Source organism: Mobilicoccus caccae (genome assembly GCF_030161635.1).
GTDB classification, from domain to species: domain Bacteria; phylum Actinomycetota; class Actinomycetes; order Actinomycetales; family Dermatophilaceae; genus Mobilicoccus; species Mobilicoccus caccae.
The window spans coordinates 1,314,958-1,328,151 of sequence record NZ_BSUO01000001.1 but is presented as its reverse complement, the minus strand read 5'-3'; the positions used below and the strand labels follow the sequence as shown (position 1 = coordinate 1,328,151).

8 protein-coding genes and 1 pseudogene are annotated in these 13,194 nt (G+C 69.4%); 3 read left to right on the top strand and 6 right to left on the bottom strand.

The genetic code is table 11. The features are described from left to right. Positions 1-152 precede the first annotated feature (152 nt). On the bottom strand, positions 153-2,360 hold the full coding sequence (locus QQK49_RS06380) for a glycosyltransferase (protein ID WP_284303213.1): 2,208 nt from the start codon (positions 2,358-2,360) through the stop codon (positions 153-155). A gap of 618 nt (positions 2,361-2,978) precedes the next feature. Between QQK49_RS06380 and QQK49_RS06375 the strand changes: the two genes are divergently transcribed. After that, positions 2,979-4,331, top strand: a complete 1,353-nt coding sequence (locus QQK49_RS06375; protein ID WP_284303212.1) for a sugar transferase — start codon at positions 2,979-2,981, stop codon at positions 4,329-4,331. 100 nt (positions 4,332-4,431) lie between these two features. Here QQK49_RS06375 and hppD read toward each other — a convergent pair whose 3' ends face one another. From hppD to QQK49_RS06355, 4 genes are all read right to left on the bottom strand, one after another. Then, a complete protein-coding gene (hppD, locus tag QQK49_RS06370; RefSeq protein ID WP_284303211.1) occupies positions 4,432-5,637 on the bottom strand; it encodes a 4-hydroxyphenylpyruvate dioxygenase in 1,206 nt (401 codons plus the stop codon). 114 nt (positions 5,638-5,751) lie between these two features. Next, on the bottom strand, positions 5,752-8,649 hold the full coding sequence (locus QQK49_RS06365) for a vitamin B12-dependent ribonucleotide reductase (protein ID WP_284303210.1): 2,898 nt from the start codon (positions 8,647-8,649) through the stop codon (positions 5,752-5,754). Between the two features lie 144 nt (positions 8,650-8,793). Beyond that, positions 8,794-9,288 (bottom strand): transcriptional regulator NrdR, encoded by a 495-nt coding sequence (gene nrdR / locus QQK49_RS06360; RefSeq protein WP_284303209.1) that lies wholly within the window; start codon positions 9,286-9,288, stop codon positions 8,794-8,796. Positions 9,289-9,743: 455 nt separating this feature from the next. Further along, positions 9,744-10,151 carry a LysM peptidoglycan-binding domain-containing protein gene (locus QQK49_RS06355; protein WP_284303208.1) on the bottom strand — a complete coding sequence of 136 codons (408 nt, stop codon included), beginning with the start codon at positions 10,149-10,151 and terminating at the stop codon, positions 9,744-9,746. A 359-nt stretch (positions 10,152-10,510) separates the two neighbouring features. On the opposite strand from QQK49_RS06355, the gene lexA reads away from it, so the two are divergent. Together lexA and QQK49_RS06345 are read left to right on the top strand one after the other, a co-directional pair. Further along, positions 10,511-11,212, top strand: coding sequence for a transcriptional repressor LexA (gene lexA, locus QQK49_RS06350; RefSeq protein WP_284303207.1), 702 nt, complete (start codon positions 10,511-10,513; stop codon positions 11,210-11,212). Between the two features lie 82 nt (positions 11,213-11,294). Next, positions 11,295-12,196, top strand: a pseudogene (locus tag QQK49_RS06345) (LysR family transcriptional regulator); the annotation flags it as partial. Positions 12,197-12,250: 54 nt separating this feature from the next. On the opposite strand, the gene QQK49_RS06340 reads toward QQK49_RS06345, so the two are convergent. Then, entirely contained in the window at positions 12,251-13,003 is a 753-nt protein-coding gene (locus QQK49_RS06340) for a ComEC/Rec2 family competence protein (protein WP_284305838.1), read from the bottom strand. Positions 13,004-13,194: the final 191 nt, after the last annotated feature.

Below are 13,194 nucleotides of genomic sequence, written 5' to 3'. Positions count from 1 at the left end.
GGGGGTGACTATTTTCGCCACCCGGCCTCGCGTCTCGATATGTGGTAGCGCAATGTCCATACTGCGAGATGCGGTGTCGTGTGATCCCACTGCGCCCCTGCGCTTTTCGACTCGGCCGCCCCCTGCCGGCCCCTGCCGAAGCCTGCGACGGCTCAGACGGGGAGCACGTCGGCCACCGGCCGCAGGGCGTTCTCCCAGCCGTAGACGGCCAGCATCGCCTCCACCGGATCGGCGGGCAGCGTTGCCGGTCCCGAATCCAGGGCCTGCTCGATCGCCGCGCAGAAGGCGTCCCGGTCCTCCGGAGTCTGGAGGATGGCCCCCTCGGGCAACCCGTCGAGACCGGAGGCCCCGACGACCGTCGAGACCGACGGCAGCCCGTGGGCGATGTACTCCAGCAGCTTGATCCGCGACCCGCCGCCCTCGAGCAGGGGCGCGACGCCGAGCCGCGCACGCTCCAGGAGCGGCGTCATGCTCGGCACGTCCGCCTCGACCCGCACGCCGGGGGCCGCCTCGAGACGCGCGCGGAACTCCGGAGAGGGGTTGCGCCCGGCCACCGTGAGCACCAGCTCGGGACGGCGGCGGGCGAGGTCGGCCCACTCCCGGCTCTCGACGAGCCACAGGATGCCGTTGATGTTCGGGCGCCAGTCGAGCGCCCCGGTGAAGAGCAGTTCGGTGCCGTGCGGGTTGGCGGCGAGCGCCCGCTCCCGGTCGGAGGCGGCCGGGGGCGTCACGCCGTTGCGGGCGACGGCGACGGCCGGGGCCCCGTCCTCGAGGGCGATGCGACCGTCGTGTTCGGTGCACACGACGTTCGGGTGACGCGTACCGACGGTGCGCTCCAACAGGCGGAGCAGCGCCGACTCGACGTGGGCGGCGATCTTGGTCGCGCCCTCCTCGGACTGCGCCCGCTGACGCATGAGGTCGGACTCCACGTTGTGGGTACTCAGCACCACCGGCAGGTCCGGCGGCAGCATCTGCGTGACCCCGAAGAGGTTGGTGTGGTCGACCACCGCGGCGCGGAAGGGGCCGAGGTCGCGCAGCGTCGCGCTCACCCCATCGATCAAGGCCGCACCGCTGGTCCTCGGCGCCCCGAGCGAGCGGTACCGGGGAAAGGTGAGCGCATCCGCCACCCGGGAGGACCGCGAGGCCGACCGCAGCGGCTCGAGGACGATCTGCCCCGATTCCAGGCGGCGCACCCCGGTCACGCCCTTGGGCGAGACGACGACGACGTTCGCGCGGGCCGCGATCCACTTGGCGAGGGCCAGCGTGCGCAGCATGCCTCCGGAGGTGGCCGGCTCGCCGAACTCCTTGGTGACGAGCAGGACCGGGCGCGGGTCGGCATCGGCCGTGGCGCCGACCCGGTCAGCGGCGGTCTCGCAGAGTCGCCGGTGGGCGACCTCGGCGCCGCCGACGAAGGCGCGTCCGCTCAGCAGCCCCTTGGCCTGGGCCCAGAACAGCGGTCCCATCTCATCTCCCCGCAGTCGTCCACGGACCGACCGCGCGAGGTACCCCGCGGCGAGCGTCCCGGACATCACCGTGGCCGCGGCGCCCGGGTGGTACCGGTGCACGTAGTTGGTGAACGAGGCGCCCTTGAGGCGCATCATCTCGGCGGACGGGGCTCCCGAGGAGCCGGCGCCGTGGGCCACCACGACGTCGTGGCGCAGCACCTGGCGCAGGCCCGCGGTCCGGGCGCGGCGGCCGAAGGACATGTCCTCGGAGTAGACGAAGAACGACTCGTCGAAGCCACCCAGGCGGCGGAACTGCGCCGTGCGGACGGCCATGCAGGCGCCGGTGGTCCAGTCGACGTCGAGCCGCTGCCCCAGCGTCGGCTTGCCGTAGACCCCGATCGTCGGCCACCGCTTGTGCAGACCGACCGCGTAGGCCGCGGTGCGCAGCACGTCGGGCTCCCAGCCGGCCACGCCGATCTCGACCTGTCCGTCCGGGCCGGTCACGGTCGCCGCGTGGGAGGCGGAGACGGGGTCGGCGGCCAGACCGACCACGAGCGACCGTAGGTCTTCGACGCTGGGACGTGAGTCGGGGTTGACGAAGACGACGAACTCGGCCTCGGAGGAGAAGGCACCGAGGTTGGCGGCCCGGGCGAACCCGACCCCGCCACCGTCGAGGTACCTCACCTGCGGATGCGCCTCGGCCCACCCGTCCAGACCGTCGACGCCGCGCCCGTTGTCGACCAGGGCCACGGGCACCTCGGCGCCCCACCGATCCACCAGCGCCTCGACGTGCGGGCGGCTGCGGTAGGTCACCAGCACCACCTCGAAGGACGGTGCGGGCCGACCGGCCTGCCGGGCGGTGGTGAGGTCACGGACCTCCGGCGTCGGCGTGACGGGTGTGACGGAATCGGTCATCGGCCTTTCCCCCAAGGTCATCGATGAAGGGTGAGAAACAGCGCCTCACCCTAGCCGGTGATGGTTCGGGCGACACAACCTCAGTGAGATGCACGTGAGAGTCTCGGCCCAGGTCTGTGCACGAGATCTCCACTGGCAGTAGTGTGCCGGGTGGGGCGGGGTTCGAGGTCGGACGTCCACATCCGATTCTGGCGCGTCCACGGTGGAATTGGGGAGACTTCGCCACTACAGTGGGACCATCGTCCAAGTCGGGCGTCTGTGTGCCGAGCGCATGTCTTCGTGGTCGGATTCATCCGGCGCGAACGATGTACACCGCTCGCATACCTGACACCGATGACGGACATACAGGGGAACGGGGGCCGGGGCGATCTGATCGCGCCGGACAGCAACACAGACACGGAGGGCTGTCTTGTCCATTCACGAACGTGAAGCCACGGGGGCAACGCGTCCGGCACACCGACGTTCGCGCCGTCCGCGCGTCGCGGTAGACCGGGTGCAGGTGCCAGGGGAAGCACCGCATACGAAGGTCCGTCCATCGACGGCGACATCTTCTCGGTCGCGAGTCGCGCCGGGTCCTGGTCCAACAAGTACCTGGGCCGGCTCATCGGCTTCGATCTCTTGGCCGGTTTCGTCACGGTCGCGCTGGCGCTCGCCATCGGGCCCGGCTCCGAGGACATCAACAACACGTACGTCGTCGCCAGCCTGGTGATGCCGTTCCTGTGGGTTCTCGTGCTCGGGCTGGCCCGCGCCTACGAACACCGCTACCTCGGCGTCTCCGAGGAGGAGTACCGCGCGGTCGGTCGCGCCGTCCTCGGCCTGCTGAGCCTGCTGGCCATCGGCGGCCTCTTCGTCAAGGCGCAGTGGAGTCGTCTCTACGTCATCACGCTCGTCGTGATGCTCTTCGCGCTCGGGTTGCTCGTGCGGCGGGCCATGCGGCACTGGCTGCACGCGCACCGTCGCCAGGGTCAGCTCATGCAGCGCACCGTCGTCGTCGGTCGCGCCGACGCGGCCGCCGAACTCATCCGCAACATCAAGCGCTCGCCCGACCAGGGCCTCGACGTGGTGGCGGTGTGCACCTCGGGTCTCGACAGCGACTGGAACACGACGTCGTCCATCGAGGGTGTCCCGGTCATGGGTACAGCCCTCGACGCGATCTCCGCCGTCGACCTGGTCGATGCCGAGGTCGTGGCCGTCACCTCCCACCCCGAACTCGCGGGCAAGGGACTGCGGCGTCTGGCCTGGGCGTTGGAGGAGCGTGGCGTCGAACTCGTCGTCTCCACCGGTCTGCTCGATGTCGCCGGTCCGCGACTGTCATTGCGTCAGTCCACCGACATGTCGCTGCTGCACATCGAGCGCCCGGCGGCCACGCGTCGCTCGGTGGTGCTCAAGAGCCTCATGGACCGCACGCTCGCGGCGGCCCTCGTGCTCATGCTCTCGCCGGTGTTCATCGGTATCGCGTTGGCCATCAAGTTCACCTCCCCCGGGCCGGTGCTCTTCCGCCAGAAGCGCGTCGGTGTGGGCGGTGAGTTCTTCACCATCTACAAGTTCCGCACGATGGTCGTCGACGCCGAGAAGCAGCTGGCTGCCCTCATGCAGTACAACGAGGGCAACACGGTCCAGTTCAAGATGAAGAAGGACCCGCGCATCACGCCGATCGGCACCTTCCTGCGTCGGTTCTCCCTCGACGAGTTGCCCCAGTTGTTCAACGTCCTCATCGGCAACATGTCGCTCGTCGGGCCCCGCCCGCAGAGCCAGGCCGAGGTCGAGCAGTACGAGCCCGACGCCATGCGTCGCCTGCACGTCCGCCCGGGCATGACGGGGCTGTGGCAGATCAGCGGTCGCAGCGACCTCGACTGGGAGCAGTCGATCCGCCTCGACCTGCGGTACGTGGACAACTGGTCGCCCATCGTCGACCTGCAGATCCTCTTCCGCACGTTCAAGGCCGTCGTCACCAGCAACGGCGCGTACTGACCGCGGCTCGCTCCTTACCAGAACGGCGCCGGCTCACCCTGCGAGGGGTGAGCCGGCGCCGTTTGCGTCTGGCGTCGAGTCGGCCGGCGTCGAGTCGGCCTCAGAGGTTGCCGCGGATGTCCTGCTCGCGCTCGAGGGCGACGAACAGGGCCTTGAAGTTGCCCTTGCCGAAGCCGAGCGAACCGTGGCGCTCGATGAGCTCGAAGAACACCGTCGGCCGGTCGCCCAGAGGCCGGGTGAAGATCTGCAGCAGGTAGCCGTCCTCGTCACGGTCGACGAGGATGCCACGGGACTTCAGCTCTTCGATGGGGACGCGCACCTCACCGATGCGAGCCCGCAGCTCCGGGTCCTCGTAGTAGGAGTCCGGGGTCGCGAGGAACTCCACGCCTTCCTTGCGCAGTTCGTCGACGGTGCGCAGGATGTCGTTGGTGGCCAGCGCGAGGTGCTGGGCGCCGGGGCCGCGGTAGAAGTCGAGGTACTCGTCGATCTGCGACTTCTTCTTGCCTGCGGCCGGCTCGTTGAGGGGGAACTTGACCCGGTGGTTGCCGTTGGCGACGACCTTGCTCATGAGCGCCGAGTAGTCGGTGGCGATGTCGTCGCCGATGAACTCGGCCATGTTCACGAAGCCCATGACGCGGTTGTAGAACGCGACCCACTCGTCCATCTTGCCCATCTCGACGTTGCCGACGATGTGGTCCAGGGCCTGGAAGATGCGCTTGGGCGCGCCCTCACGCTTGGTGAACGTGGAGGTGCGTGCGACGTAGCCGGGCAGGTAGGGGCCGTCATACTTGGAGCGGTCGACGATCGTGTGGCGGGTCTCGCCGTAGGTGGCGATCGAGGCCAGGCGCACGGTGCCGTGCTCGTCGGAGATGTCGTGGGGCTCCTCGACGACGGTGGCGCCGGCCTTCTTGGCCTGGGCGATGCAGCGGTCGACGTCGGGCACCTCGAGAGAGATGTCGACGACGCCGTCGCCGTGGCGGCGCTGGTGGTCCAGCAGGGGGCTGTCGGGGTCGACGCCGCCCTTGATGACGAAGCGGATGGAGCCGGACCGCAGCACGAAGGCCTTGTGGTCGCGGTTGCCGTTCTCGGGGCCGGAGTACGCCTCGAGCACCATGCCCCAGGCGGACATGTAGTAGCGGGCGGCCTGGGTGGCGTTGCCCACGACGAACACGATGGCGTCCCACCCGGTGACGGGGAACGGGTCCTTCTCGGCGTCGTACTCGACGAGGCCGACGAGCTGCTGGAGTTGTTCCGCGGACAGGTCGGCGTCGCGCTCCTGCTCGGTGAGTTCTGTGGTGTCAGACATGTCCGCAGTGTGGCCCAGGCCTCACCGCCCGACAACCGATTCCGGAAAAACCGACTGCCCGGTCCGGAATCCGGACCGGGCAGTCGGTGCACCGCCGTGCAGCGACCGTCGTGATCAGCTGCAGCCGCTGGTGGAGCCGCAGCCCTCGCACACGTAGCAGCTGCCGGCGGGGCGCATCTTCGTGCCGCAGGTCATGCACATCGGGGCGTCGGCGGCCTTGCCCTGGAACTTCTCCATGAGTTCGGCCGAGGAGTGGACCTCGGGGTCGACGGCCTTGACCGAGGCGGCCCCGCTGCCCGAGCTCACCTCGACGCGACGCGCCGTCTCGCTCCCGGAGTGGGTGCTCTTGGGAGCGGCGGACTGCGAGTAGTTCTTGATCTCCTCCTCGTAGTCCTCGTACTCCTCGTCCTCGTCCTCGGCCGTGGCCGGGGCGTAGGAGCCCGTCTCGAGCTGGCGCGCGCGCTCGTCGGCGGTGTGGATCCCCATGAACGAGCGGGTCTCGAAGTCGAGGTAGTCCAGCGCGAGGCGACGGAAGACGTAGTCCATGATCGACTGCGCCATGCGCACGTCGGGGTCGTCCGTGAGTCCCGCCGGCTCGAACCGCAGGTTGGTGAACTTGTCGACGTAGGTCTCCAGCGGGACGCCGTACTGCAGCGCCACCGACACGGCCAGGGAGAACGCGTCCATGAGGCCGGCGAGGGTCGAGCCCTGCTTGCCGAACTTGAGGAAGATCTCGCCCAGGCCCTCGTCGGGGTAGGAGCTGGCGGTGAGGTAGCCCTCGGCTCCCCCGACCGTGAACGACGTCGTCACCGAGCTGCGGCGCTTGGGCAGACGCTTGCGCACCGGGCGGTACTCGACGACCTTCTCGACGATCTCCTCGGCGATGGCCTCGGCCTGCTTCTTCTTGTCCGTGGACAGCGGCTGGCCGACCTTGCAGTTGTCGCGGTACACGGCCAGGGCCTTGAGGCCGAGCTTCCAGCCCTGCATGTAGACCTCGGCGATCTCCTCCTCCGTGGCCGTCTCGGGCAGGTTGACCGTCTTGCTGATCGCTCCGGAGAGGAACGGCTGGCAGGCGGCCATCATGCGCACGTGCCCCATCGGGGAGATCGCACGCTCACCCATCGCGCAGTCGAAGACCTCGTAGTGCTCGGTCTTCAGACCCGGCGCGTCGACGACGTGCCCGTGCTCGGCGATGTACTCGACGATCGCCTCGATCTGCTCCTCCTGGTACCCCATCTTGGCGAGGGCCCGCGGGATCGTGAGGTTGACGATCTGCATCGACCCGCCACCGACGAGCTTCTTGAACTTGACCAGCGAGAAGTCCGGCTCGATGCCGGTGGTGTCGCAGTCCATCATGAAGCCGATCGTGCCGGTCGGCGCGAGGACGGAGGCCTGCGCGTTGCGGAAGCCGTTCTCGGCGCCGACGGTGACGACGTCCTCCCACGCCTTGGTGGCGGCGCGGTGGATGGAGGAGTCCATCTCGTGCAGGGTGCGCACGGCGTCGTTGGCGGCCTGGTGCTTGCGCATGACCCGCTGGTGCGCGGCGGCGTTGCGGGCGAAGCCCTCGTACGGGCCGACCACACCGGCCAGCTCGGCGGACCGCTTGTAGGCCGACGCCGTGAGCAGCGAGGTGATCGTCGCGGCCAGGCTGCGGCCACCGTCGGAGTCGTACCCGTGACCGGTGGCCATGAGCAGCGCGCCGAGGTTGGCGTAGCCGATGCCGAGCTGGCGGTAGTCACGCGTGGTCTCGCCGATGGACTCGGTCGGGAAGTCCGCGAAGCAGATCGAGATGTCCATCGCGGTGATGACCAGCTCGCTGACCTTCTGGAACGTCACCGCGTCGAACGTGCCGTCGTCCTTGAGGAACTTGAGCAGGTTGAGCGAGGCGAGGTTGCAGGAGGAGTTGTCCAGGCTCATGTACTCCGAGCAGGGGTTGCTCGCCGTGATGCGGCCCGTCTCGGGGTTGGTGTGCCAGTCGTTGATCGTGTCGTCGTACTGCAGACCGGGGTCGGCGCACTCCCACGCCGCCTTGGCGATCTTGCCGAAGAGTTCACGCGCGTCGACCTCGTCGATGACGTCACCGGTCATCCGCGCCCGCAGCCCGAAGGAGGTCCCGTCCTCGACCGCGCGCATGAACTCGTCCGAGACCCGGACGGAGTTGTTCGCGTTCTGGTACTGGACCGAGACGATGTCCTTGCCGCCGAGGTCCATGTCGAACCCGGCGTCGCGCAGGGCGCGGATCTTGTCCTCCTCGCGCGCCTTGGTCTCGACGAACTCCTCGATGTCGGGGTGGTCGACGTCGAGGACGACCATCTTGGCCGCGCGGCGCGTGGCGCCACCGGACTTGATGGTGCCGGCCGAGGCGTCGGCGCCGCGCATGAACGAGACGGGGCCCGAGGCGGTACCACCAGAGGACAGCAGCTCCTTGGAGGACCGGATGCGCGAGAGGTTGAGGCCGGCACCCGAGCCGCCCTTGAAGATGAACCCCTCCTCCTTGTACCAGTTGAGGATCGAGTCCATCGAGTCGTCGACCGCGAGGATGAAGCAGGCGCTGACCTGCTGCGGGCTGGCGGTACCGACGTTGAACCACACCGGGGAGTTGAAGCTGAACACCTGGTGGAGCAGGGCGTGGGTGAGCTCGTGCTCGAAGATCTCGGCGTCCTCGTCGCGGGCGAAGTACCCGTGACGCTTGCCGGCCGCGACGTAGGTGAGCACGACGCGGTCGATGAGGGCCTTGAGGGAACGCTCCCGCTTGTCGGTGCCGAGGGCGCCGCGGAAGTACTTGGTCGTGACGATCGTGGAGGCGTTGACGCTCCAGAAGTCGGGGAACTCGACGCCCCGCTGCTCGAAGATCGTCTCGCCCGTCTTCCAGTTCTGCTGGACGACGTCACGCTGCTCCCACGTCACCTCCTCGTAGGGGTGGACACCGGGCTTGGTGAAGATGCGCTCCACCGTGATGCCCTTGGGTGCGCGCTTACGGGATGAGGTCCGTGCGCCCGTGGTCTCCGTCATGTCTGCTCCTACGGCGAGATTCGAGTTCAGGGGGGTCGTGAATGGTCTGTGGTCAGGGGGTGAGGACGGTCAGTGGGGTGAGGACGTGACGAGCTGTCCGGGTGCGGTCGGGGCCGTCGGGCTCCCGGCGCGCCGCGTGAGGGCTCAGTCGGTCGTCCGCGCGAGTGAGGGCTCCCCTGGGGGAGCCGCTGTGGGTTCGTCGAGGCGCAACAGGGCGATGGCCGCCTCGAAGTCCTCGAGGGTCTCGAAATTCTGGTAGACGCTGGCGAACCTGAGGTAGGCCACCTCGTCCAGCGCGCGCAGGGGCGCCAGGACCGCGAGTCCGACCTCGTGGGCGTCGATCTCGGCCTGACCCGTGCTGCGCACCGCTTCTTCGACCTGCTGGGCCAGCAGCGCGAGGGCGTCCTCGTCGACCGGGCGTCCCTGGCAGGCCTTGCGCACGCCCACGAGGACCTTGGTGCGGCTGAACGGTTCGGTGACTCCGGAGCGCTTGATGACGGTGAGGCTCGAGGACTCGGTCGTGGTGAAGCGACGACCGCACTCGGGGCACAGCCGACGTCGGCGGATCACCAGGCCGTCGTCGACGAGACGGCTGTCGACGACGCGACTGTCGGTGTTGCGACAGAACGGACAGTGCACTGCGACTCCCTCCCTTTCGATGTGGGCCCGATCCCACCGGTGCTGCACCGGTCGGTCTGCGAGGGACCCTACCCCTGAACCCCTACATGTAGTCGAACCACATCGGTGCAACTACTACATCTAGGATCGTAGGCCTCGAAGGGCCGGGAGACAAGCCACGGCGCGTCGGGCTCGTGGCGAGGCGTTCATCGGGAGCCCAGGGCCCCGAAGAAGCTGCCGGACACCCGCAGGGAGGACCCTCGATCCCCGGCCCACAGGCGCCTGCGGCAGCCTACTCGGACCCTTCTGGCGACACGCCGGGACGACCGCCGCGGGGCCTCGACCTGACCAAGAATTGACCATGACGGACCATGACGAACCATGACGGACCGGCCCTCAGACTCGACCGACACGCACCTCCGAGGCGTCATGCACACCCCGGCCGGCGCGTCGCCTCGGCCGGAGTCCGCGCGACCTCAGTCGGAGCCGGGGATGACCAGGGCCTGGCCGGTCACGACGGCCGAGCTGTTGAGCCCGTTGGCGAGCTGGATGCGCACGACCGCCGCCTCCAGCGGCACCATCGGCAGCTCCTGCGCGGCGATCTGACTGAGGGTCTGACCCGACTCGACCGTGACGGCATGCGTCGCCGGGAGCACCGGCGCCGTGAGCCGGGCCCACATCATGAGCACCACGAGGCTCATCAGCCCGAAGGCCAGGAGCGTGCAGGCGAGCCGCCCGCGGGCGGTGAGGCGCAACCGGGAGGCGAGGTGCACCTCGTCGTCACGGACCACCCGCAGTGCGGGGCCCTGGGGTGCGGAACCCTCGGGTGCGGGAGCGAACATCGCCCCCGCCTGGTGATCGGGACTCCATGCCTGAACCGTCATCGGACTCTCCTTCGGATACCTGTTCTCGCCCGTACCGGGCCGACCGGCCGCACCTGCGACCTGCGTTCGACTCCGGACACCGAACCCGTCTGCGCCGGATCGACCGGCCGTCCGAACGTCGACGCACGCACCACTCGTCCGAGCAGACGTACATCGAACTCTCGTACGATTATCGAGCAAACCCGACACGCTGTCCACACTTGTCGCACATGTGTTTGAAACACGTGTGCGATGAACCGTAGGATGCTCATGCATGCAGTTGAGCAGTGCCCACCGACAACCCTTCGACCAGCACGAACACGGTCCGGCGGGTGGTGGGAACCGACGAATCCATGGCCTCGCGCCAGAGAGGACGCCACGTGGACAAGGTCCGAACCATCCGCCATCGCGACACCCCGGGGCTCACGCCGCGGCAGCGCAAGGTGCTCGACTTCATCCGGGTCTCGGTCGGCTCGCGGGGGTACCCGCCCAGCCTGCGCGAGATCGGTGAGGCCGTCGGGCTCACCAGCCCCAGCAGCGTCGCCCACCAGCTCTCGGCACTGGAGCGCAAGGGCTACCTGCGCAAAGACCCCAACCGCCCGCGTGCCCTCGAGATCGTCGCTCCCCCACCCGGTGCCGACGCGGCCGCCATCGCTCAGGCGATCGTCGCCGGGCACGACGACAGCGACACCCGCGCCGCGCGTCCCGAGCCGGCCTACGTGCCGATGCTCGGACGCATCGCGGCGGGTGTGCCGATCATGGCCGAGGAGATGGTCGAGGACATCTACCCCCTGCCCAAGGAGATCGTGGGTGACGGGCGGCTGTTCATGCTCAAGGTCGTCGGCGACTCGATGATCGACGCCGCCATCTGCGACGGCGACTGGGTCACCGTGCGCTCCCAGCCGTCGGCCGAGAACGGCGACATCGTGGCCGCCATGATCGACGACGAGGCCACGGTCAAGACCTTCAAGCGTCGCGACGGGCATGTGTGGCTGCTCCCCCACAACCCCAGCTACGACCCCATCGACGGCGACGAGGCCACCATCCTCGGCAAGGTGACGGCCATCATCCGCAGCGTGTGAGCCGGCCCGCGCCGAGGACACAGGTCCTCGTCCTGGCCGAAGGCGTCCGCCGAATCCCCGGCGACCGCCTACCCTTGGCCACATGATCGACGCTGCCGGCCTACGGGTCATGAAGGCGATCGCCGACGAGGGCAGCTTCACCGGGGCCGCCACGGCGCTCGGATACTCCCAACCGGCGATCTCCCAGATGGTCCGCCGGCTCGAACAGCGGCTCGGCACGGTCCTCGTCGAGCGTGTCGGCCGCTCGATCCGCCTGACCGAGGCGGGTGCCGTCCTGGCCCGGCACGCCACCCCGGTCCTCACGGCGCTGGACCAGGCCGAGGACGAGGTCGCCGCCATCGCCGGACTGCGTGCGGGGCGGGTCCGCCTCATGGCGTTCCCGTCCTCCTCGAGCACCCTGCTGCCGAGGGCCCTGGCCCAGATGCAGCAGCAGCATCCCGACGTCAAGGTCACCTTCACCGAGGCCGAACCGCCGGAGTCGCTGGCGGCGCTGCGCGACGGAGAGTGCGACCTCGCGGTCGCCTTCGCCTACGCGGGCACCGACGTCGCCCGAGGTGAGGACCTCGACGGTCTGACGACCTACCCCCTGCTGGAGGACCCGGTCCGCGTCGCCCTCCCCCAGGGCACCGGCTGGCCGACGCCGAGGTCGTGCCGCTGGAGGAGCTGGCCGCGGACACGTGGATCGCCGGCTGTCCCCGATGCCGCGGACACCTGTTGTCCCTGGCGGACGCCGCGGGGTTCCGACCGACGGTGGGGTATGAGACCGAGGACTACGTGGCGGTCCAGGGCTTCGTCGCCGCCGGGCTCGGCGTCGCCCTCATCCCCGACCTCATCCTCGCCGCCATCACCAACCCCGACGTCGTGATCCGGTCTCTCGAGCAGCCGTCGAACCGCACGGTGCACGCCGTGACCACCCCCGACCTCGAACGCGTCCCGGCGGTCAAGGCCACGCTCGACGCCCTGTGCGACAGCGCCAAGCGGTTGCAGCACCCCTCTCCTCGGTCTGACCCTCGACCCCCTCCCACGCGGGGTCGTTGGTCAGCCCGCCCGATTCTGCCGCAGGACCAGCACCTGTCCCCCGTCCTTGCGCACGGCGACGGCCCCGTCGCGGTCGGTGCGGTAGAGCACCGACCCGGCCTTGCCGACCGACCCCAGCAGGCTCGGAGCCGGATGACCGTAGGTGTTGTCCGCACCCACGCTGACCAGGGCGACCGGCGCGAGCACCGTCGTCAGCAGCTTCGGGTCGTGATCGGCGGATCCGTGGTGGGCCACCTTGACGATGTCGAACGGGTCGCTGCGTGTCGGATCGGCGGCGGCGGGGTGGGCCCGCAGATCGGTGCGCACGGCCGCCCCGGCCTCCTCGTCGATGTCCGCCAGGAGCAGAGCCCGGATGTCGTCCTGCGGGGTCGTGGCACCTGCGACGGTGACGTCGAGGACGAGCGAGCCGGCGTTCGGCGAGGGTGCCGTCGCCGAACGGGGCCACCGCACGAGGGCGGAGACGCGCCCCCAGGTGAAGCGGTCACCGCGGATCCCGGAGTGGACGGGGCGTCCGTGCTCGGTCCACCACCGTCGGACCTGCGGCGGCACCTCGGCCAGCGAGGCGACCGAGACGACGAGGTCGCCGACCTCGCGTCCCCGGTCCACGCCGCTCAGGCCTCCGGAATGGTCGGTGTCGAAGTGCGTGAGGACGACGGCGTCGACCACCGAGATCCGCAGAAAGTCGAGGCATCGGTCGAGCAGGTCGGGATCGGGACCGGTGTCGACCACCACCGCCCGCCCCGGTCCCGACATGAGGACGATGGCGTCGCCCTGCCCGATGTCGCACATGACGATGGCGGGGTCGGGACCGGGGAATCCGGTGCGCATGCGCACACAGGAGGCCGGGAGGATCGCGGCCACGAGCAGGAGGACGACGAGCATCGCGGCGCGGGGGCGGCGTCCGCACGCGCGGCACAGTGCCGGACCGCACATCACGACGGCAA